Below are 22,168 nucleotides of genomic sequence, written 5' to 3' on the forward strand. Positions count from 1 at the left end.
AGCTTCTCCTTTTAATCTAGTTTTCAAAACTATATCACAAGGTTATAGAAAACACAATAAGAAAAAAACACCTTAAATAAAAATTTAAGATGTTTTTTTAATGACAGTTTGGGTATGCTCTTGTATATTCTTGCTTTATTTTTTATATTTTTTACTTGGTATGGGACGTAACATTCTTAGTCCATTCAAGATAACCAAAATCGTACTTCCTTCATGACCAATGACTCCAAGTGGTAAATTAATAATTTGTAAGAAGTTAGAGGTGATTAACAGTACAATCACTGTGATTGAAAAAATGATATTTTCTGTAATAATTCTCTTTAATTTAAGAGAAAGTTCATGACTCATTTTCAGTTTTGATAAGTCATCTTGCATTAGTACAATATCTGCAACATCAATAGCAATGTCTGTCCCTTGTCCCATAGCAATACCGATTGAAGCATTAGCAAGAGCAGGTGCATCATTGATACCATCTCCAACCATAGCATTTGTACCTAATTTTTCTTGTTGTTTTTTAATAAAGACAGTTTTATCTTCTGGCAAACAATCAGCAACGACTTGATTAACCCCAACCATCTTAGCTACTGCATGTGCTGTTTGGTGATGGTCACCAGTAAGCATAGTTGTTTCAATGCCTTGCTCATTAAAGTAGTGAACAGTTTCAATTGCTTCAGGTTTAGGTACATCTAATAAGCCAAAGAAGGCTACAATTTGATTATTTTTAGATAAATAAATCACGGTTTTTCCTTCATTTTGTAATCGTAGAGTGTCCTCTTGAATAGCTTTTGATATCACGGTATTTGTTACAAAATCAATATTACCAACACGCCAAATAATATCTTTTTGAGTCCCTTGCATGCCTGATCCTGCAATCTCTTCAATAGTTAAATCTAAAACCTTATCATCGGATTTTTGACGATAATGTTTAACGATAGCACTAGCCAGAGGATGAGTTGAATTTTTTTCAATTTCTAATAAGACACTAATGTGCTCAATATGATTATCCTCTAGGAAAATTTCATCTGTTACAACAGGTATACCTCTAGTCAAAGTACCTGTTTTATCAAAAGTAATAGCTTTTAAATCAGATAGAGTTTCTAAAAAAGCACCGCCTTTAAACAAGACACCATTTTTAGCACCATGAGAAATAGCTGCTAGAGTTGCAGGTGAAGCTGCAGCAACTAAAGCACAAGGAGAGGCAACAACTAAAAGGACCATACCTCGGTAAAAACTTTGATCCCAAGACCAACCAAAGAAAAAATATGGAATTAGAATCATTAAAGGTACAATGATTAAAATAGCTTTAACGTAAACATTTTCAAATCGGTCTAAGAAACTAGCTGTTTTGGATGGTGTATTTTGAGCCTCATCTACAAGCTGGATAATTTTACTAAATAGTGTGTCTTTTGACTCTTTTGTGACTACCATGGTAATGGGATTTCCTATATTAATCGTTCCAGCAAAAACGTTATCGTGATTTAGTTTATCTACAGGAATAGATTCTCCCGTAATAGCAGCTTCGTCAATTGAAGCAAAATCACTTAAAAGTTCACCATCTATTGGAATACTAGCCCCTTTTGGAACTAATAATTTATTACCAATTTTTAAAGTTGCAACAGCAACTTCTGTTGTTTCACCATTGTCATCTAATAAAAAAGCATTATCTGGCTGAATAGCCATTAAATTTTCAATCTCTTTTTTACTTTTACTTGTTGTATATTCTTCTAAAGAACCACTTAGTGAGAAAATAAAAGTTAACATAATTCCTTCAAAATAATATTGGATTAGGCAAGCTCCAATAGCTGCTAGGGCCATAAGGACATCGACACTTAAGCGTTTATCTTCAAATGTTTCTTCTAGCCCTTCTTTTGTTTGTTTAAAACCACCAATGATCATTCCAATAATATAGATAATTGGAGCAAAGCTAAAGCCACTTTTATCAACGATTAACCCAACAATCATTAAAATGCCACAAATAATAGTCGCAATCATGGTGCTATTGTCTTTTAATTTAGTCATAATGCATTCCTCCTATAAAAAAAGTATAGCATAATTTTTTCTAGATTAGAATGATTATAATCTAAACAGGAATGATAGTCATTATCAATAAAAACGTAAAAAAATAAAGAAGATCATCCAATGCTGATCTTCTTTGTTTTAGTTAATTATAAAGTTGTTATCCAGTAAATCAAAATAATTGTTCCAAGGATAATGCGGTACCATCCAAAGACTTTAAAATCATGTTTCTTAATATATCCCATTAAGAACTTGATCGCTAAAATAGATACGATAAAAGCGACAACAGCTCCTAGTAGTAACATGATAATTTCAGGAGTACCAAATGAATTTCCTTTAGCAATAAATTTTAAAATTTTAACACCACTAGCTCCAAACATAACTGGAATACCTAAAAAGAAAGTGAACTCAGCAGCGACAAATCTAGAACACCCAATAATAATAGCTCCGATAATTGTTGCACCTGAACGTGAAGTACCTGGAACTAGCGATAATACTTGGAAGAGCCCAATGATAAAGGCTGTTTTATAAGTTAATCCGTTTAAGGTAGTAATTTTTGGCGTGACTCCTTTTTTGTGATTTTCCACAACGATAAATAAAATACCGTATAAAATTAACATAATAGCAACAGGAACAAATTTATGAAAATGTAGTTCTAAAAAATCATCATACATAATTCCTAAAACACCAGCAGGGATACAAGCTATGACTACTTTAAACCATAAACTCCAAGTATCTTTTTTTTCTATCTGTGACTTATTTGAAGCAAAAGGGTTTAGTTTGTTGAAATACAAGATAACAACAGCTAAGATGGCTCCTAATTGAATAACAACATTAAACATTTCTTTAAAATCACTAGAGGCATTTAATTTGATGAATTCATCAAATTAAATGTCCCGTGCTACTGATTGGTAACCACTCTGTAATACCTTCTACAATTCCTAAAAAGATAACCTTTAATATATTTACAAAATCCATTTATCTTAAACCAACCTTCTTTATTATATTGAGAATTATTATACAATACTTTCCAGAAAAACAACATGAAAATTTTTCTAATGGATTGTTATGTCACTGTTTTATAAAAATTAAATAATAACTAGCTTAATATAGTTTAGTTGTGTAAAGTAAGTTTTCTAAAAAAATGATAGGGTAAAATATTTTGTGTAAATAGAAATTTAGGGTAGAAAAAGAGAAAGTCCATTCTGTAAAATTAAAGTTACGACACAGAAATTTTATAGGAGGACTTTCTCATGACTCATTTTACTACAGAAATAATGGAAACACTAATTAATAAAGGTGATTTAGATGATTTATTTCGTCGTCATTTAGAACTCGCTATCAACTCATTATTACAGGCTGAATTAACAGCGTTTCTTGACTACGAAAAGTATGATAGAGCTGGATTTAATTCAGGTAATTCCCGCAATGGGAATTACTCACGTTCATTTAAAACAGAATATGGAGAATTAAATTTGGTGATTCCTAGAGATAGAAATGGAGAATTTTCCCAACAAACATTACCAGCCTATAAAAGAACCAATGATTCCTTAGAAACTACTATTATTCAGCTATTTAAAAAAGGGATCACTATGTCTGAAATCTCTGATCTAATTGAAAAAATGTATGGTCATTATTACACACCACAAACTATTTCAAACATGAGTAAAATCGTATCTGAAGATGTTTTGGCTTTTAAAGAAAGAACTTTAGAAGCTAAATACTCAGTCATTTTTATGGATGCTACTCATATTCCTTTAAAGAGACAAACCGTATCAAAAGAAGCCGTTTATATTGTGATAGGCATTCGATTGGATGGAACCAAAGAGGTTCTAGGATTTACTATTGCTCCAACCGAATCTGCTTATGTTTGGAAAGAGATACTTCAAGATTTAAAAGATCGTGGTTTAGAAGAGGTTTTATTAGTTGTAACTGATGGTTTAAGTGGTATTCACGATAGTATCCATAGTGTCTATCCAAATGCTCAATTTCAACAATGTTGTGTCCATATCTCTAGAAATATTGCTCATAAGGTTCGTGTTAGTGATCGACAAGAAGTCTGTAATGATTTCAAATTGGTTTATCAAGCAGCTTCAAAAGAAGAAGCTATGAATCAAATAAGTTTTATGATAGATAAATGGAAAAAGCAGTATCCACGAGTAGTTAAATTACTCTTGAATCCTGCTATATTAACTTTCTATAACTTCCCACCATCAATCAGAAGAACTATCTACTCAACTAACTTGATTGAGGGATTTAATAAACAGTTAAAAAAATATACAAAGAGAAAAGAACAATTTCCTAATGAAGAATCTCTGGAGAGATTCCTTGTTTCTCAGTTCAATGAATATAACCAAAAATTTTTAGGCAGAGTACATAAAGGATTTAAGGAAATACAAGATACATTAGAATCAATGTTTTAACTTAAAAAAATGGAATGGATTTTCCATTTACACATAATTCTTGACGCAACCAAAAAAATATAGGAGTTGTTAAAAGTAAAATGTATGTTGTTAGTTTATTGTTGTATTTATACTTGTTATTTTTAGGTTTAGATGTTGAAATGTTTGGTTTACTAGATGTTATTTTAAATAGCACTCGTCACATTGACATTTTAACTGGGAGCCTAGTCTTCCTAACTTATATTATTCCTTTAATCAGTTTTCTTGTTTTTTGAATGAATAAATGGAAAATTCCGACAAGAGTGTTGCTAGTTGGATTGCTTAGTGGTTTATTTATTGCTTGTTGGATAAGTGGTTTCTTTAATGATTTTGGTGATGTCTTATTAGGTGAGCTATTTAATGGTGCTTCATTTTTAGAGGAGTGGTCAAACGCTTTAACAGCACCAATTGTAGAGGGATTTTTAAAAGCAGTTTTAGTATTTTGGACGTTGTATTTAATTAAGCAAAAAGGATTAAAAGTGACTTTTTTTGCAGGAATAGCAGTAGGACTTGGTTTTCAAATTATGGAAGATTTTGCTTATTTGATTGATGAATCTGAAAAATTATCTCAAGCATTAATTAGATTGACAGGAGCATTTAGTTCTCATTGGACCTATACAGCAATCGCTGTAGTTGGCGTATATTCACTTACTCATCATACTTTTGATAAGAAAACTAGTTATTTTTATTAATTTATTCCTAAAAATTGATCAAGTTGAATCTACAGACTGAGATGAATGATTAGTAGGGAAAAAATATGAGGATGACTTTAACAGTCACCCTCATATTTTTTATTTAATTGAAAAAAGGATTTGTAGTTTTTTCTTTGCCAATTGTTGTTTTAGGCCCATGCCCAGGATAAGCATACATATCATCTGGCAGAGTAAATAGTTCCTCTTGAATACTAGTTAATAATGCTTTGGAATCTCCAAATGGTAAGTCAGTTCGACCAACACTACCACTAAATAAAGCATCACCACAGACAACAAAATCATCAAAAATAAAACTTACACTACCTGGGGAATGGCCTGGCGTTGGAACAACTTTAAAAGTCATGTCTCCAATAGTGTATGTGTCATAATGATTTAAATCAAATTCAGCTGGTGCTGTTATGACATTGTTCATATCATCATGTCTAGCCAATCCAGATAAGTTAAGAGTTGGATCAGTTAACCAATCAGCTTCAATAGGATCTATATAAACAGGGATTTGATATGTTTTTCTAATAGTATCAACTGCTCCAATATGATCATAGTGAGCATGAGTAATAATGATAGCTTTAGGAGTGACATCTAAATCACTAATCACCTGTTGGATAAGCGGGGCATCATCTCCTGGGTCAACAATTAAAGCTGAATGATCGTTGTAAATAATATAGCAGTTCTCCTGAATAGCTCCTGTTGGAATTTGTTTAATTTGTGTCATATAAAAACCTCCTTACTTTTACTATCATTATAACCTAAGTATGGATAATGGGAAGAAAAAGCACTTTTGTGATACGAGATATAAGTAAAGTAAAGTTAGTAAAAAAGAAGCAGACATAGGCCTGCTTCTTAAAATTAGATATTATTAAACTACATTGCTCGTTGTTTCTTATTAACAGAATAGATATCCCAAATTAAAATAACCCCATTAATCAAGAAGAATGATGAAAGGTAAATCGTTGTTTCAATTAAAGGATAGATGTTGTTAAAAATTAACCCAATACCCATTAAAATAGATAGACCATAAGCTGTTAAAAGCATTTTATAGGTGTTTGAGTGTTTAGTACAATAATCCATGACTGCTAATATATGAGGAATTGTATCAAATATCATCCAAGCGCCACCTAGCAAATAAAAAACTAGACCATTACTGGAAAAGTTGAAGATGAGTAGTAGTCCGGTTAAAATAGAAACACTTGCACTAACGATAAAAGACCATTGCCAGTGTTGCTCTTTAGATATTTCTGTAACGACTGAATAGGTATAGAAATTGAAAAAACCTTTCAAAATAGCTATTAAACCAAGCAAAATACTCAGCTCAGTTACAGGATAGGTAAATGATAAGTGGTTTATTAAAAAAATACCAAGACCAATAAAAATCAAGCTCATTAAAACCGAGGGCCATTCAATATTTTTAGTTAAATCTTGTACTTTTTTCAGTTTTTTTATCATCTGACATTCTCCTTTCCTAAAATAGACCTTAAACATTTTATCATAGATTTAAAAGAGTTTAAACATAAACTTAGCTAGTATGTGTCGTATCATTCCATAGTGTTAGATCGAATTCTCCTGTAGTAGGATCGACTTGTACAACTGAGATACTAGTGTTTCCTAAAAAGTCACCAGATCGTAAATCGGCTAAAGGGATATTATCAAAATGCTTTAAGATCGCTTGTAACCCTAGACCATGAGAGACAATTAAAATAGTATCATTTGGGTAATCTTTAGCTAATGTTGTGAAAACTTCTTTTAAACGAGTGATTAGAGTTTCAAAATCTTCACCTTTAAATGCTGTTGGATTATAAAGATGAGGTCTGTGAACAAGGTTTTGAAATTCTAAAAGATGTTCAAAGTTAGCTTCTGGTAATCCGTCCCATTCTCCAAATTCCATTTCTCTTAAGTTTTCTATCGTCATAAACTCAGTTAATTCACCAGCATGATTAGCTAATAAAATTTCTGCTGTATCCTGAGCTCTTTTCTGAGGAGATACAAAAGCTCTATCAAAAGTCACATCAGATAGATATTCTCCTGCTAAAGCAGCAGTTTTTTGTCCTTCAGGTAACAAGGGTGAATCGGCAAGACCACCTTGAAAAATATGTTGCTGATTAAATTCAGTTTTTCCATGTCTGACACAATAAAAAGTTGTCATGTTTGTCCTCCTAGTCATTTTACTTAAACATACATTATCATATCAAATAAAATCAAAAATGATAATGATATAAATTTACAAAAAATAAAATAAGTATTGTCAATCGAACATAAAAATGTCCCAAAATGAGGGCTCACATTAGCGCAATCTTTACTGCGTAAAACTTGCACTAATGTGACCATTATTGGTAAAATAAGGTACTTTTTGTTTCAGGCTGTTTTTTCAGCCTCATATTCTTCGATAGTACGGTCAATACTTTGAAGATACCTTTTGAAAGACTCAAGTTTCCACGGATGTGACTGTGGTGGAATGTACTTGCGTCTTTCTTTTTTTATATCTGAAGAAACCCCATCAAACTCTTTTGAATAGGTCTCGTGGGTTTTTAATCGTCTAGTAGGATAAATTTTTTCTGCTATATTAACATAAATCTCCCCGTTAAAAGCTTTTATAATTAATGCTTTTGTTTTTCTTGTAAAATATTTGTCGCTACTACCTTCCATTGGAAGATAAAATTTATTTTGATACTTAATATGATGGCCATTATCGACTATACGATGAGAGACAGTAGCTAGTAATAAATTAATTTCAGCTGTTGTAGGAGAAGTTTCATAAACACTTTCTGCAGTTTTGTGACCAAATTGTCGATTAAACTTTCGAATCCATACAGATAGAAATTGATTAGCCTCCTCTATAGAATGTATATTTGCTATCTCAAGATCAACAGGCAATCTTGATTGCACTGTCCCATTTAAACGTTCTACACGACCTTTCGCTTGAGGAATAGAGGATGTTTTTATGTCAATACCTAATTGATGACAAGCAAACCCAAACTGCGTGAACGTATCTTCTTCTACAGCTTTTGTTGATTTTCTGTTGTACTCAAAGACGGTTCGTTTATCTGTTAGAAAAGTGGCAGGAATCCCTTGTTTTGTCAGAATTTGATGAAGAACATGGTAATAACCATTGAGCGTTTCCTGTTGGTCAAAATAAGCGCCAACAATATTACCTGATGCGTCGTCAATAGCTAAATGAAGATGAGTTATTTGATTTCCAAACCAATTATATGAACTAGCATCTAATTGAATTAATTCTCCTTTGTATTTTTTTCTAGGTCGACTAGGATGGGTCTTTTCAGGGAGTTCTAGGTAGTCTTCAGCTCTTGGAACCAATAGGTTCTCTGATTGTTTGGTTTGTTGACCTTCTTGCTTTATTAATTGTTTGAGTCTTCTTTTTGTCTTTTTTTGAGCCTTTGGTGAAAGTATTTTTGCTTTGTACAGGATGCTTCTAATTGTAGTATCTGTATAACAGATATGATGGTCGTTTTTCAGTATTTCAGTAAAATGCCTAATATTTGGTTTAATACTAAACGATTGATAACTAGTGATTATTTGTTGTTTTACTTTTTCAGGCACAGAGTGCTTATTTTTTCTCCCTCGATTTTTATGGACAAATGCTGATTTACCATTTTCCCTGTATGATTTCACTAAACGGTTAATTTGTCGTATAGATAAATTAAGTTCAACACTAGCTCTCTTTTTTTGTTTTTTATTTTCAGCGACAGCTTTAATAACTTGATACTTTTTGGTTTCATTCATTGTTAGATTTATCCTTTTCATAAAGTTATTTTATCATTTTGGGACATTTTGTCTTTCGACCTACTTAGGACATTATCACTTTCGAATGATAAAGCTGCCTTTCCTTTAAGGAAAGATGTTTATAACTAGATGTCTTTGTGTTATTCTTAATTTTCACCATGATAAAAATTCCTTTCGTTGTTGGGTAGTTACTTCAATGATACACGAATTTTTACCATGGTGTTTTTTTATTATTTTAGAGTGGCTAACTTGATTTTACAACTAAGCGCTTTGATTCGGTTGTTAATTCCTTCTAAAAAACCATTTGAATAAGAATAATTTAAAGCATTGGTAACACCTTGCCTGAAGGTTTGGAATGTTTTGAATTTGGCTTTAAATTCCTTAGGAAGCTCATTAGAGATAGAATGGGTTAATTCTAAAAATAAGTCTGAATCCTTTGTTTCATAAGCATATTTTAACTCTTGTATATAATCATATGCGATTTTTAGAGTTGAGTTATAGGAAAGAAGTTCTTCAATGACACCAACTTGTGTCATACTTTTATTGAAAAGAGGATAATTACTATATGTAGTGGCACTTAATTGACTAGAGTCTTTTAAAAATAGTTTCCAATATTTTTTTATTCTCCGGTATTGTTTTGCTTCTTCATTATCATAACGTTTTAATTGATTCATTTCTTTTATTCTTAGTTGATTAAAAGAACGATTGATATGCTGAATGATATGGAATCTATCTGTCACAATCTCTGCATGTGGAAATACAGTTTTAAGAAGGCCACCGTAGTTGGCATTCATATCCATGACAAGAAACTTCACTTTTAACCGCTCTTTTCTGGAGTATTTCAGGAAGTACTTAATAAGAGAGAAGAGGCGTCTATCTGGTAAAATATCAATAATCTTTTTACTTTCAGCATCAGCACAAATAAAGCTCATATCAGATTGACATGACTTAGTTGATTTAAATTCATCGACACATAGTACTTTTGGTAGATGTTGAAAGTTGGTTAGACAGCGGTTGGTAAAGTCGTATAAAGCACGTTGTACCGTGTTATCAGAAACATGATGGAATCTAGCAATCTCTTTTCTTGAACGATCTTCTTTCAAATCTAAGGCGATTTGATACTTTAATGTTTTCGATATATGACAATAGTCATCGACTAACGCAGTATCAGCACTGAATGTTGTATGACATTCTTTACATAGATATCGTTCTCTTTTAAGTTTTTCATTTGTCAAATTAGTAATCAAGTGGTATTATAACGGAGTGTGTGAATAAATTAATTAAAAGGGGTAAGTTATGAAAAAGAAAGTAATAAAAACATTAGCCTTAAGCATGACGATGATGTTTTTTGTAACAGGTTGTGGAAATAAGAATAATGAAAAAGTATCGAAAGATTCAACTACTAAGGAAAGCACATCTGATGTTGTATCTGGTGCATCTGAGCAGGAATACACACCAGTAGATCAACTAAAAGATGACTATGATATTGTTATAGTTGGAGCTGGTGGAGCAGGTATGTCGGCAGCTATTCAAGCAAAAGAGGACGGAAAAAATCCTGTTATTTTTGAAAAAATGCCAGTAGCTGGTGGGAACACATTAAAGGCATCAAGTGGTATGAATGCCTCAGAAACGAAGTTCCAAGAAGCTGAAGGAATTAAAGATTCAAATGATAAGTTTTATGATGAAACATTTAAAGGTGGACATGAAACAAATAATGAAGAGTTACTACATTATTATGTAGACCATTCTGCTAGTGCTATAGACTGGTTAGATTCTATGGGAATTACATTGAATAATTTAACAATTACTGGTGGGATGAGTGAAAAGCGTACACATAGACCAGAAGATGGATCAGCTGTAGGTGAGTATCTAGTTCATGGTTTACTTAGAAATGTACATGAAAGAGAAATTCCTTTATTTGTCAATGCTGATGTGACTGATATCACAGAAAAAGATGGACAAGTTGATGGTGTGAAAGTTATGATTGAAGGTGAAGAAAAAACAATCCACAGTGATGCAGTTGTTGTTACAACAGGTGGCTACGGAGCTAATGCTGACCTATTAGAGCAAGAAAACCCAGATTTAAAAGGCTATGTGACAACGAATCAAGAAGGTAGTACTGGTGATGGTATTAAGATGATTGAAGCTCTTGGAGGACAAACTGTTGATATGGATCAAATCCAAGTGCATCCAACTGTTCAACAAGATAATGGTATTTTAATTGGGGAAGCCGTTCGTGGTGAAGGTGCTATTTTAGTTAACGAAAAAGGTGAACGTTTTGTTAACGAGATGGGAACACGAGATGAGGTATCTGCTGCTATTAAAAAATTACAAGATAGTTCTGCTTTCTTAATCTTTGATGATGGTGTAAAAGGTCGTGTGAAAGCTATTGAATTTTATGAAAAACAAGGTTTTGTTGAAAAAGCTGATACATTAGAAGCTTTAGCCGAAAAAATAAGTATTGATGGTAAACATTTAGAAACAACGATAAGTCAGTGGAATCAATCTGTTGAAAATAAAAAAGATGAGAAACACAGTCGTGAAACAGGTATGGATGAACCAATTAACAAAGCACCATACTATGCTATTAAAATTGGACCTGGAATTCATTACACAATGGGTGGTGTTAAAATTAATGATAAAACTGAAGTCTTAAATAAAAAGAATCAGCCAATTAAAGGTTTGTATGCTGCAGGTGAAGTAACTGGTGGCCTACATGGTTCAAACCGAATTGGTGGTAATTCAGTAGGTGATATTATTGTATTTGGTCGCCAGGCTGGAGAGCAATCAGCTAAATTTGTAAAATAGAATACTGCAAAACTATACATTTTATGTTAAAAATAAAATGTATAGTTTTTTTATTTTAATTAGAGAGGAAGAAGTGTATGAAATTGGTTGTTGATATTGGTGGTACAACGATTAAAGTAGGTAGGTGGCAAAATGAATTAAAGATGATTGATACCTATCCTTCACCTGACTCATGGGATAATATGTTAAATTTGTTCCATAAGATTAATCAAGAACACGTTAAAGATAAGGGGTATGAAAGTATTCATTTTAGTGTACCAGGGATTCCAAACCATAAAACAGGTTATATAGATGGAGCAAGTTCTTTAAGGTTTATTCATGAGAATAATTTTGTTCAAGCAATGACCAAGATTTTTAAAACTAAAATATATTTTGAAAATGATGCCACTTGTGCAAGTATGGCTGAAATGATTCTTGGAGCTGGAAAATCAGTAGATAATATGATTTTTCTAATTATTGGAACAGGTATTGGTGGTAGTGTGATTTATAATAGACAAATTCAATCAGGAGCTAACAGCTTTGCTGGTGAATTTGGTATGATGTTAGTTGATGGTAAAAGAGAGTGGGCTCAGTTAGGCTCTGCTGTACATATGGCAAGAAAAGTTTCTGCTATAAAAGATGAAATAGTAACAGGGGAAGAGGTTTTTGAGTTAGCTAAACTTGGTGATAAAGAGTGTATTATGGCAACAGAAGAGCTATATCATTATTTAGCTTTAGGAATCTATAATTTACAATATATCATTGATCCTGAACTAATTATTTTAGGTGGAGGTATTTCTAATAATGAAGAACTGATACCAAATATTGAACGTCATCTTAGTTTGATAATGAATAATGGACAGCGTTCCCCTCTTTTTCCCAAACTTACAACATGTCAATTTAGAAACGATGCTAATTTAATAGGAGCAGCATATTTAAAAGAGAATAGTTATGGTGATATCTAGTGTATTGTTTTTATGTTTTTTTATGATACACTAGTATTAAGTAAAAGAAAGTGTATCGGAGGCTACTAATGAAAAGAATCGATCGTGTGTATAAATTTGTCGAAGATCAAACAAAAGAATTAGAGCCAAGTGAATTAACTAAGCATTCAGGTGTGACAACCTTAGAAGTTTCTGATGCTCTATGTATTCAACGAACTAATGCTAGTAAGGACTTGAACACATTAGTCAGAGAAGGTGTTATAGATAAAATAGATGGTAGACCTGTTCGTTATGTTTCTAAATCTATTTTTAAACATCAACCTTTTTCAAAGTATGTTAAAAGTTATCAAGAGGATGTTAAGATAGATCAGTCCAAAGTACCTATTATTAGTCTGAGTTCGGATAAATTTATGTACTTTGATGATATTTTTAAGCGAATTATTGGTATTAATGGCAGTATGAAAAATGTTATTGAGCAAGCAAAAGCAGCTATTTTATATCCTCCTAAAGGTTTAAATAGTTTAATTATTGGTCCTACAGGCTCTGGGAAAACCTATTTTGCTCATACTATGTATCAATTTGCTAAACAAAATAATGTCATAAATGATAACAAAGAATTAATTGTTTTTAATTGTGCTGATTATGCGAATAACCCAGAATTATTAATGAGTCACCTCTTTGGTCATGTAGCAGGTGCATACACTGGTGCCGATCAAGAAAAAGATGGTCTAATTAGTTTAGCTCATAATAGTTTTCTATTTCTAGATGAAATCCACCGATTACCACCTGAAGGACAAGAAATGATTTTTTACTTCATGGATAATGGTAAGTTTGCAAAACTAGGGGAATCAAAAAAAGAACATTCAGCTAATGTGAGGATTATTTGTGCCACAACAGAAGACCCTAGTTCTGCTTTATTAAATACTTTTATGAGACGTATTCCCATTACCATTCAACTACCTAGTTTTAAAGATCGTAGCCCTAAGGAAAAAGTTGATTTAGTTTGTACGATGATGAGCATTGAAGCAAAACGTATTCAAAGACGAATTGTACTAACTGATGATGTGATTAAAGCTTTGATTGGAAGTGTGTCCTATGGTAATGTTGGGCAATTAAAATCAAATGTTCAATTGGTCACAGCACAAGCTTTTCTAAAGCAGATGGATAAGGGAGAGCTCCATATTATGCTGGATGAGTTAAATGATTCTATCAAAAATGGATTAATCCATTTAGCTAGTGATCGTCAAAATCTCTCTGAGTTGACTGCTCTTTTAGAACCTAAAGTAACAATCAGTCCCAATGAACCTTTATCTATTTATGAAGAAGATTCATATGAATTACCTTATAATTTGTATGATATTATTGGAGACAAGGCAACACTTTTAAAAGAAGATGGTTTTAATCAAGATGCTATCAATCACTTTATTACAACAGACATTAATATTCACCTAAAATCTTTTTATAGAGGCCATGGGTTTACTTTTGATACGGAGACAAAACTCGCTGAGATTATTGATAGAAAAGTAATTGAAACGACTAGACAAATTTATGATTATGCTGTAGACCAACTAAATTATAACTTCCAGTCTAATTTTTTATACGCTATGGGGTTACATATTAGTTCTTTTTTAAATCGATATAATCGTGGGGAGGATATCAAAGCTGAGGAAAATGAAAATATTGTCCGAATGATATCTCATTATCCAAAAGAAAGAGAACTAGCTTTAGTATTTAAATCCTATATTGAAAAAAACCATCATGTTATCTTACCAGAATCAGAAGTTAATTATTTAACCGTACTGTTAGTATCATTAAAAGAAACACAAAAAGATGGACGGATAGGAATTGTTGTTGCAGCGCATGGCATGAGTACAGCTTCTAGTATGGCCCAAGTTGCTATGCAACTTCTAGAGGTTGACAATATTAGAGCAGTTGATATGCCTCTAGACATGAGTCCCAGAGAAGCCTTAGAAAAAGTGATTGAAAATGTGGAAGATGTCAGTGAGGGGAGTGGGGTATTATTATTGGTCGATATGGGGTCTTTAATCACTTTTTCAGATGAAATTATTGAGCGTACGACAATTGAAATCAAAGTTGTTGATATGCTCACCACATCTTTAGTATTAGAAGCAGCTAGAAAATCCAATTTATTAGATACAAAAATAAATGATCTTCATGACTATTTGTTAGATTTTCATGGTTATCGTTCTGAATTAGTTTTGAAAAAAGAAGAAAAGCCCATTAAGCCTCATAGTAAAAAGGCTATTATTGCTATTTGTGCTTCTGGAAAAGGAACGGCACAGCGTATGAAAGAGTTGATTAATAATTATTTGACTCAATATGTAGAAGAAGATATTGAGGTACTGACAGCTTCCGTTGTTGATTTAGATGAAAAAGTAAGGAGTATTGAGGAAAATTATCAAATATTGGCCAGCACAGGGATTAAAAAACCAAATATTACTGTTCCTTTTATTTCAATGGATCAGTTATTCTCTCCTGATGGTCCATTAATTATTTCAGATATCATATCTCATCATTACAGGCAGCCAGATGAGCTTGACTTATCCGAGCATGAAGCCAAAAAAATATGTCAAACATATTTAAATGATCACTATACATTTATTAATTCGAATAAAATAATTGATTTATTATGGTCAACATGTGAGTACTTAGTTACTGAATTTCTTATTAAGACGGACTATACTTTTTATATCAATACATCGATGCATTTAGCTGGAATGATTGAGCGATGTTTATTAAATAATGAATTAACAATTGACTTGGATGAATTAGAAGAGTTAAATAACTCACCTTACACTAAAAAAGTAAATGATTGCCTTAATGGTATCATGGAGGAATTAAATATCGAGTTTTTAGAATCAGAAGTGTATTATTTGAATAAAATTATTGAGAATCAGTTAATACGCTAAAGTAATACACTAAGAATACACTTTTAATAGTGTATTTTTTTGTGTCTAAAAGGTTGATTTCATTACTTTGTTGAAACTTGGCATGAAAATTGCTATTATATTGGGTAGAGTGTTTGCTGTGAGTAAACTTAAAGGAGGATTATTATGGATATTCGCTTAGTTCGAATAGATGACAGACTGATACATGGTCAGGTGGCTACTGTTTGGACCAAACATTCAAAAATAAATCGTATTCTAGTTGTGAGTGATGATGTAGCAAAAGATAGTATGAGAAAGTTGTTATTAACTCAAGCAGCTCCAGCCAATATTTTAGTAAATGTGATTCCTGTTAACAAATTGATTGACATCTCAACAGACGTTCGTTTTATAGATGATATTAAAGCTATGCTCTTATTTACAAATCCTAAAGATGTAAGACGGGTTGTTGAAGCTGGTGTACCTATTCCTTCAATTAATGTTGGTGGAATGAGTTATCAAAGTGGGAAAAAGATGATCACAAATGCTGTTGCTGTTGATGAGGAAGATATATCAGACTTTTATTATCTACATAGTAAAGAAATTCCTATTGAAATACGCAAAGTAGTTGCGGAGAGTTCAGTGGATATGATTCAGTTACTAGATAAGCATATGGAAAACTCATTATAAGAATATTGATAATTTAATTAGGAGGTAGTAAATATGGTAGGAATCGTTTTAGCCAGTCACGGTGAATTCGCTGAGGGTATTATGCAATCAGGATCAATGATTTTTGGTGAACAAGAAAACGTTAAAGCTGTAACTTTAATGCCAAGTGAAGGACCAGATGACTTAAAAGCTAAGATTATTGCAGCAGTTGAATCATTTGATCAACAAGATGAGGTATTATTTTTAGTTGATTTATGGGGAGGTACACCATTTAATCAAGCTAATACATTATTTGAAGAACACAAAGATTCATGGGCGATTGTTAGTGGATTAAACTTGCCAATGTTAATTGAAGCATATGCAATGCGCCTGTCAGTTAATAATGCTCATGAGATTGCAAGTAAAATTATTGAAACAGCTAAAGATGGTATTAAAGTACGCCCAGAAGCTCTTGAGCCTGTTGCTGAAGAAAAAGTAGAGGTTGTCGCTCATCAAGGAGATATTCCTGTAGGAACAGTCATTGGTGATGGCAAAATCAAATTTGTTTTAGCTCGTGTTGACTCAAGATTATTACATGGTCAAGTAGCAACTGCTTGGACAAAAGCAACTGGTCCAAACCGAATTATTGTTGTATCTGATACAGTAGCTAAAGATGATTTGCGTAAAAAATTAATCGAACAAGCAGCTCCTCCAGAGGTTAGAGCTAATGTTATTCCAATTGAAAAAATGATTGAAATTTCAAAAGATCCTCGTTTTGGTGGAACAAAAGCACTAGTTTTATTTGAAAATCCAGAAGATGTTGTTCGTGTTGTAGAAGGTGGCGTTGAGATTGATGAGGTTAATGTGGGGTCAATGGCTCATACATTGGGTAAAGTTGTTGTCAGCAAAGTACTTTCTATGAATGAAGAAGATGTTGAAGCTTTTGAGACATTGAAAGAAAAAGGCGTTAAGTTTGATGTTCGTAAAGTACCAAATGATTCTAAGGCAAACATGGATGAATTACTTAAAAAAGCAAAAAGTGAATTAGCTCAAGCTAAGAACTAATAAAATAAATTTCATAGGAGGTATATCATGTCGGTTATATCAATTATTTTAGTCATTTTTGTGTCATTTTTAGCAGGTATGGGAGGAGTTTTAGATGAATTCCAGTTCCACCAACCACTTGTGGCATGTACATTAATCGGTTTAGTAACAGGTAACTTAACAGCAGGTATTATTTTAGGAGGATCTCTACAAATGTTAGCTCTTGGATGGGCAAACGTTGGGGCAGCAATAGCACCTGATGCAGCACTTGCATCTGTAGCATCTTCAATTATTTTAGTTAAAGCTTTAGGTTCTGACAATATTGCAATGAAGGATGCTATTTCTTCATCAATCGCAATTGCTATTCCTTTAGCTGTTGCTGGCCTTTTCTTAACAATGATTGTTCGTACATTAGCTGTGCCAATTGTACATATGATGGATTCAGCAGCTGGAAAAGGTGATATTCGTAAAATCGAAGTCTTACAAATCATTGCTATCTGTATGCAAGGTGTGCGTATTATGATCCCAGCTATTGCTTTACTATTTATCCCAGCTGATATTGTTCAAAATTTCTTAGAGTCAATGCCAGCATGGTTAAATGATGGTATGGCTATTGGTGGGGGAATGGTTGTAGCTGTTGGTTATGCAATGGTTATTAACATGATGGCAACTAAAGAAGTATGGCCATTCTTTGCTATTGGTTTTGTTGTCGCAGCACTAACTCAAATCACTTTAATTGGTTTAGGGGTATTGGGTGTAGCATTAGCATTAATTTATATTAACTTATCTAAAATGGGTGGTTCATCATCTAGTGGTGGTGGTAGCAATAGTGGCGACCCATTAGGTGATATTCTGAACGATTATTAATCAATAGGAGGACTTGACGAGATGACAGAAAGAATAGAATTAACTAAAAAAGACCGTATGAGCGTTGCTTGGCGTTCAACATTTATTCAAGGGTCTTGGAACTATGAGCGTATGCAAAATGGTGGTTGGTGTTACTCAATGATTCCAGCTATCAAGAAATTATATAAAACAAAAGAAGATCAATCAGCAGCTTTAAAACGCCATTTAGAATTCTTTAATACACATCCATATGTGGCTTCTCCAATTTTAGGTGTAACACTTGCCTTAGAAGAAGACCGTGCTAATGGATCAGAAGTTGATGATGTTGCTATCCAGGGTGTGAAGGTTGGTATGATGGGACCTTTAGCTGGTGTTGGTGATCCGGTGTTCTGGTTTACTGTTCGTCCGATGTTAGGAGCTCTTGGTGCTAGTTTAGCAATGGGTGGTAGTATCTTAGGACCAATTATTTTCTTTGTGGCTTGGAACTTAATTCGTTGGGCATTTATGTGGTATACGCAAGAGTTTGGTTACAAAGCAGGTTCTAAAATTACTGAAGATTTATCTGGTGGTGTACTACAAGATATCACTAAAGGTGCTTCGATTTTAGGGATGTTCGTTTTAGCAGCACTTGTTCAGCGTTGGGTATCAATAAGTTTCAAACCAATCGTGTCACGTGTTCCTCTTGATAAAGGTGCTTATGTAGAGTGGGACCAACTACCTGCAGGTGCTGAAGGAATCAAAATGGCCTTCCAAGAAGTGGCAAGTGGTAAAGCTTTAACTGATATTAAAACAGTAACACTACAACAAAACTTAGATGATTTAATTCCTGGTTTAGTACCGCTATTATTAACATTCTTCTGTATGTGGTTACTTAAGAAAAAAGTTAGTCCAATTGTTATTATCATCGGTTTATTCGCCGTTGGTATCTTAGGACACGTTATTGGATTACTATAAAAAAGATTGAGGTCGTTTAAACGGCCTCTTTTTTTAAAATGATATAAATGGAGATGGAAACATGGTTCAATCAATTAATACTCGAATTGACTTAGTTATGGAATCAACAGCTTTTACTGGTTTGACTGATTATGGTAAGGTCATGATTGGTGATAAAGGGTTTGAATTTTATCACGACAGAGACCCTCGTAAATTTATTCAAATTCCATGGGACGAGGTAGATTATGTCCTAGCTTCAGTGATGTTTAAAGGAAAGTGGATTCCAAGATATGCCATTCAAACAAAGCAAAATGGGACATACTCTTTTTCATCAAGGAAACCTAAAGAGTTACTGCGAGCTATACAACCTTATGTACCAGCTGAAAGAATGGTTCAATCATTAGGGTTTTTCGATGTTATAAAACGTGCGTATCAGTCAAAATTTGGCAAGAATAAAAACTCATCAGATTAAGAAATTAGTTTGATGAGTTTTTTGATTCCCTTGAACAAAAATAACATATTGTCTTTTAGAGGAAAATGGTGAAAGATGACTATATATTATGTTAGAGAGGTTGATGAGAGTGAAAAGAAGATTGGGTGTGTCAATTTATCCAGACCATAGTGATTTTAAAACCGATGTTAATTATTTAAGACGAGCTGCTTCATATGGTTTTGAGCGTGTGTTTATGTCAATGTTAGAAGTTGAAGGTGGCAGGGAGAAAACTTTTCATAAATTCTATGATATTATTCAAAAAGCAAGGGAACTGGGCTTTGAAGTCATGTTAGATATTGCACCTAATATATTTGATGATCTAGGTATTTCTTATCAAGATTTAAGTTTTTTTAGTGAGCTAGGAGCAGATGGGTTAAGGCTTGATGTTGGATTCAATGGAAGTCGGGAAGCTTTATTATCTTATAATCCTTATGGTTTAATAATAGAACTGAATATGAGTAATGATGTAGCCTATTTAGAGAATATTTTAAGTTATGAAGCTAATAAACCATTTATTTATGGTTGTCATAATTTTTATCCTCAAAAAGGATCAGCTCTTCCTTTAGATTTTTTTAATTCCTGTTCTAAGCGGTTTAAAAACCAAGGAATTAGAACAGCAGCTTTTGTTACTTCTCAATCGGGAAAAATGGGTCCTTGGGAAGTGACAGATGGCTTACCAACTCTTGAAATGCATCGTTATTTACCGATTGATATCCAAACGAAACACTTATTTGCGACGGGTTTAATAGATGATGTCATTATTGGAAATGCTTATGCAACTGATGAAGAATTAAAGAAAATGAGTGAAGTGAATAAATATCAATTAATTTTTAATGTTGAATTATTGGAAGATACTCAGGAGCTGGAAAAGGAAATATTATTTGATAATCAACATTTTAGACGAGGTGATATTACTGATTTAGTTATTCGTTCGACTAACGTTCGAGTGAAATATAAAGAGTTAAATCGTGAACATGATAATGGTGAAGAATTTGTTTTAGGAGACATCTTAATTGGTAATAAGTTATTTGGACAATATAACAATGAGTTACAAATTGCTCTATTGGATCACTCTGATGAAAGAAAGAATAAGGTTGGACGTATTAAGTTACAAGAACAGTTTTTACTTGATTACGTGAAACCTTGGAGTAAATTCAAGTTTGAATATGAATAAAGTAGAATAAACTAAAAAGAGAGAGTGTAATATAAACCGTGTAAGTAACCTACCATCCTAGGTAGTGGGTTGCTTCGCGGTTTTTCTTTTTTTACAATAGATTAAAGGAGTGGTAAGTCATGACAAAAAAGAAAAAAGATCAAAAATCAGCGAAGTTAGCTCAATCAATTATTGATGCCTATCAACCAGAATCGGTTGAAGACATGCAAGAAGCCCTAAAAGATGTTTTTGGACCGATGTTTGAAGCAATGCTTCGTGGAGAATTAGATAATCATTTAGGTTATGAGAATCAGTCAAGACAAGAAAAAGAAACTCAAAACAGACGGAATGGATATGGAAATAAAAAATTAAAAACAAGTTTTGGTGAATTAGACATTCAGGTTCCTAGAGATAGAGACGCTTCTTTTGAGCCAGAAATTATTCCTAAAAGAAGCAGAGACGTTTCAAGTATTGAAGGAAAAGTTCTTTCTATGTATGCCAAAGGCATGAGTCAACGAGATATTGCCTCGACAATTGAAGATATTTATGGTTTTACTATTTCTCATGATATGGTGTCGGATATCACAGATCAAATATTACCAGAACTTGAGGAATGGCAAATCAGACCTCTGGCCAAATGCTATGCCTTCTTGTTTGTCGATTGTATGTATGTCACTCTAAGAGAAAATTATGAAGTGAAAGAATGTGCGGTGTATACAATTCTTGGTTATGATTTAAAAGGAAATAAAGAAATTCTAGGTCTTTGGCTAAATCAAACAGAATCGAAAAATAGATGGATGCAGATTTTTGATGAGATTAAAGAGCGTGGCGTTGAAGATATTTTGTTTATTTCAATGGATGGTGTATCAGGGCTTGAAAATGGAGCCAAAGCTATTTTCCCAGGTGTTGTCGTTCAACGTTGTCTGGTCCATTTAGTTAGAAATGCCCTTCGTTATGTGCCAAGTAAAAGTTATAAAGAGGTTTGTAAGGATATGAAGTCTTTTTACAGTGCCTCCTCTTTAAAAGCGGCTCAAACAGCTTTTGATACCTTTCAAACAAAGTGGGCAGTCTATCCTGGAGCTATTGATGTTTGGAAAAGAAATTTCCACCATGTCGAACAATTATTTGATTACGGCTCAGCTATTCGAAAAATAATGTACACGACAAATGCTGTAGAAAGTGTTCACTCTAGTTTCCGCAAGGTAACTAAAAAAGGAGCTTTCCCTAATGAGAATGCCCTTCTTAAGCTATTATATCTTCGAGTGAAAGAACTTCAAAGTAAATGGGAAGGTGGGCATGTTCATAATTGGGCTATGGTGCTTAACCAATTAACGGTCAACGACTCTTTTTCAAAACGTGTCGAAAAATATAATCGTTACTAATCAAAATAAGTGAGACATATAAAATTTGACAACGAGTCTCTCGTCCTGCGATTTTTTATCGGGACAAGAGGTTTATTAAAAATACCCTCTTATTCCTAGAGATTATCACAGGACGACTCATTGTCAAATTGAGTTTCTATTTTTATTT

At 32.9% G+C, this 22,168-nt stretch carries 18 protein-coding genes and 1 pseudogene; 12 read left to right on the top strand and 7 right to left on the bottom strand.

The window, feature by feature from the left end; all coding sequences use genetic code 11:
- Positions 1-135 precede the first annotated feature (135 nt).
- Together VSF34_RS03510 and VSF34_RS03515 are read right to left on the bottom strand one after the other, a co-directional pair.
- Positions 136-2,019, bottom strand: a complete 1,884-nt coding sequence (locus VSF34_RS03510; protein WP_326717689.1) for a heavy metal translocating P-type ATPase — start codon at positions 2,017-2,019, stop codon at positions 136-138.
- 146 nt (positions 2,020-2,165) lie between these two features.
- Positions 2,166-2,994: pseudogene (locus VSF34_RS03515) on the bottom strand (undecaprenyl-diphosphate phosphatase).
- 275 nt (positions 2,995-3,269) lie between these two features.
- On the opposite strand from VSF34_RS03515, the gene VSF34_RS03520 reads away from it, so the two are divergent.
- Positions 3,270-4,439, top strand: a complete 1,170-nt coding sequence (locus tag VSF34_RS03520) for an IS256 family transposase (protein ID WP_326716335.1) — start codon at positions 3,270-3,272, stop codon at positions 4,437-4,439.
- Positions 4,440-4,693: 254 nt separating this feature from the next.
- Positions 4,694-5,149 (top strand): PrsW family glutamic-type intramembrane protease, encoded by a 456-nt coding sequence (locus VSF34_RS03525; RefSeq protein WP_326717690.1) that lies wholly within the window; start codon positions 4,694-4,696, stop codon positions 5,147-5,149.
- Between the two features lie 103 nt (positions 5,150-5,252).
- Here the strand turns inward: VSF34_RS03525 and VSF34_RS03530 are convergent, their stop codons facing one another.
- The 5 genes from VSF34_RS03530 to VSF34_RS03550 all read right to left on the bottom strand — a co-directional run bounded on the left by VSF34_RS03530 (position 5,253) and on the right by VSF34_RS03550 (position 10,140).
- Positions 5,253-5,882 (bottom strand): MBL fold metallo-hydrolase, encoded by a 630-nt coding sequence (locus VSF34_RS03530; RefSeq protein WP_326717691.1) that lies wholly within the window; start codon positions 5,880-5,882, stop codon positions 5,253-5,255.
- 149 nt (positions 5,883-6,031) lie between these two features.
- The gene (locus tag VSF34_RS03535; protein WP_326717692.1) at positions 6,032-6,613 is read right to left on the bottom strand and encodes a DUF308 domain-containing protein; all 582 of its coding nucleotides are present in this window, start codon (positions 6,611-6,613) and stop codon (positions 6,032-6,034) included.
- Positions 6,614-6,683: 70 nt separating this feature from the next.
- Positions 6,684-7,310 (bottom strand): histidine phosphatase family protein, encoded by a 627-nt coding sequence (locus VSF34_RS03540; protein WP_326717693.1) that lies wholly within the window; start codon positions 7,308-7,310, stop codon positions 6,684-6,686.
- 209 nt (positions 7,311-7,519) lie between these two features.
- Complete coding sequence (locus VSF34_RS03545; RefSeq protein ID WP_326716316.1) at positions 7,520-8,905, bottom strand: ISNCY family transposase; 1,386 nt, start codon at positions 8,903-8,905, stop codon at positions 7,520-7,522.
- Between the two features lie 230 nt (positions 8,906-9,135).
- A complete protein-coding gene (locus VSF34_RS03550; RefSeq protein WP_326717694.1) occupies positions 9,136-10,140 on the bottom strand; it encodes an ISL3 family transposase in 1,005 nt (334 codons plus the stop codon).
- Between the two features lie 61 nt (positions 10,141-10,201).
- On the opposite strand from VSF34_RS03550, the gene VSF34_RS03555 reads away from it, so the two are divergent.
- The 10 genes from VSF34_RS03555 to VSF34_RS03600 all read left to right on the top strand — a co-directional run bounded on the left by VSF34_RS03555 (position 10,202) and on the right by VSF34_RS03600 (position 22,020).
- The gene (locus VSF34_RS03555) at positions 10,202-11,713 is read left to right on the top strand and encodes a flavocytochrome c (RefSeq protein ID WP_326717695.1); all 1,512 of its coding nucleotides are present in this window, start codon (positions 10,202-10,204) and stop codon (positions 11,711-11,713) included.
- A 77-nt stretch (positions 11,714-11,790) separates the two neighbouring features.
- On the top strand, positions 11,791-12,657 hold the full coding sequence (locus VSF34_RS03560) for an ROK family protein (RefSeq protein ID WP_326717696.1): 867 nt from the start codon (positions 11,791-11,793) through the stop codon (positions 12,655-12,657).
- A 68-nt stretch (positions 12,658-12,725) separates the two neighbouring features.
- Positions 12,726-15,566 (top strand): sigma-54-dependent transcriptional regulator, encoded by a 2,841-nt coding sequence (locus VSF34_RS03565; RefSeq protein ID WP_326717697.1) that lies wholly within the window; start codon positions 12,726-12,728, stop codon positions 15,564-15,566.
- Between the two features lie 138 nt (positions 15,567-15,704).
- The gene (locus tag VSF34_RS03570; protein WP_326718012.1) at positions 15,705-16,211 is read left to right on the top strand and encodes a PTS sugar transporter subunit IIB; all 507 of its coding nucleotides are present in this window, start codon (positions 15,705-15,707) and stop codon (positions 16,209-16,211) included.
- A 33-nt stretch (positions 16,212-16,244) separates the two neighbouring features.
- Complete coding sequence (locus VSF34_RS03575) at positions 16,245-17,234, top strand: mannose/fructose/sorbose PTS transporter subunit IIA (protein ID WP_326717698.1); 990 nt, start codon at positions 16,245-16,247, stop codon at positions 17,232-17,234.
- A 27-nt stretch (positions 17,235-17,261) separates the two neighbouring features.
- Entirely contained in the window at positions 17,262-18,080 is an 819-nt protein-coding gene (locus VSF34_RS03580; protein WP_326717699.1) for a PTS mannose/fructose/sorbose transporter subunit IIC, read from the top strand.
- Between the two features lie 21 nt (positions 18,081-18,101).
- Positions 18,102-19,013, top strand: coding sequence for a PTS system mannose/fructose/sorbose family transporter subunit IID (locus VSF34_RS03585; protein ID WP_326717700.1), 912 nt, complete (start codon positions 18,102-18,104; stop codon positions 19,011-19,013).
- A gap of 61 nt (positions 19,014-19,074) precedes the next feature.
- Positions 19,075-19,464, top strand: a complete 390-nt coding sequence (locus VSF34_RS03590) for a DUF956 family protein (protein ID WP_326717701.1) — start codon at positions 19,075-19,077, stop codon at positions 19,462-19,464.
- Between the two features lie 109 nt (positions 19,465-19,573).
- Positions 19,574-20,659 carry a DUF871 domain-containing protein gene (locus VSF34_RS03595; protein ID WP_326717702.1) on the top strand — a complete coding sequence of 362 codons (1,086 nt, stop codon included), beginning with the start codon at positions 19,574-19,576 and terminating at the stop codon, positions 20,657-20,659.
- Between the two features lie 119 nt (positions 20,660-20,778).
- Positions 20,779-22,020 carry an IS256 family transposase gene (locus tag VSF34_RS03600; RefSeq protein WP_227258472.1) on the top strand — a complete coding sequence of 414 codons (1,242 nt, stop codon included), beginning with the start codon at positions 20,779-20,781 and terminating at the stop codon, positions 22,018-22,020.
- Positions 22,021-22,168: the final 148 nt, after the last annotated feature.

The sequence above is a fragment of the Vagococcus jeotgali genome (assembly GCF_035918315.1).
In the GTDB taxonomy this organism is placed as follows: Bacteria; Bacillota; Bacilli; order Lactobacillales; family Vagococcaceae; genus Vagococcus; species Vagococcus jeotgali.

Coding starts and splice junctions, on each gene's coding strand:
- VSF34_RS03510 (WP_326717689.1), bottom strand. CDS start 2,019: ATGACTAAATTAAAAGACAATAGCACCATGATTGCGACTATTATTTGT.
- VSF34_RS03560 (WP_326717696.1), top strand. CDS start 11,791: ATGAAATTGGTTGTTGATATTGGTGGTACAACGATTAAAGTAGGTAGG.
- VSF34_RS03525 (WP_326717690.1), top strand. CDS start 4,694: ATGAATAAATGGAAAATTCCGACAAGAGTGTTGCTAGTTGGATTGCTT.
- VSF34_RS03580 (WP_326717699.1), top strand. CDS start 17,262: ATGTCGGTTATATCAATTATTTTAGTCATTTTTGTGTCATTTTTAGCA.
- VSF34_RS03555 (WP_326717695.1), top strand. CDS start 10,202: ATGAAAAAGAAAGTAATAAAAACATTAGCCTTAAGCATGACGATGATG.
- VSF34_RS03565 (WP_326717697.1), top strand. CDS start 12,726: ATGAAAAGAATCGATCGTGTGTATAAATTTGTCGAAGATCAAACAAAA.
- VSF34_RS03545 (WP_326716316.1), bottom strand. CDS start 8,905: ATGAATGAAACCAAAAAGTATCAAGTTATTAAAGCTGTCGCTGAAAAT.
- VSF34_RS03530 (WP_326717691.1), bottom strand. CDS start 5,882: ATGACACAAATTAAACAAATTCCAACAGGAGCTATTCAGGAGAACTGC.
- VSF34_RS03575 (WP_326717698.1), top strand. CDS start 16,245: ATGGTAGGAATCGTTTTAGCCAGTCACGGTGAATTCGCTGAGGGTATT.
- VSF34_RS03520 (WP_326716335.1), top strand. CDS start 3,270: ATGACTCATTTTACTACAGAAATAATGGAAACACTAATTAATAAAGGT.
- VSF34_RS03600 (WP_227258472.1), top strand. CDS start 20,779: ATGACAAAAAAGAAAAAAGATCAAAAATCAGCGAAGTTAGCTCAATCA.
- VSF34_RS03535 (WP_326717692.1), bottom strand. CDS start 6,613: ATGATAAAAAAACTGAAAAAAGTACAAGATTTAACTAAAAATATTGAA.
- VSF34_RS03590 (WP_326717701.1), top strand. CDS start 19,075: ATGGTTCAATCAATTAATACTCGAATTGACTTAGTTATGGAATCAACA.
- VSF34_RS03540 (WP_326717693.1), bottom strand. CDS start 7,310: ATGACAACTTTTTATTGTGTCAGACATGGAAAAACTGAATTTAATCAG.
- VSF34_RS03585 (WP_326717700.1), top strand. CDS start 18,102: ATGACAGAAAGAATAGAATTAACTAAAAAAGACCGTATGAGCGTTGCT.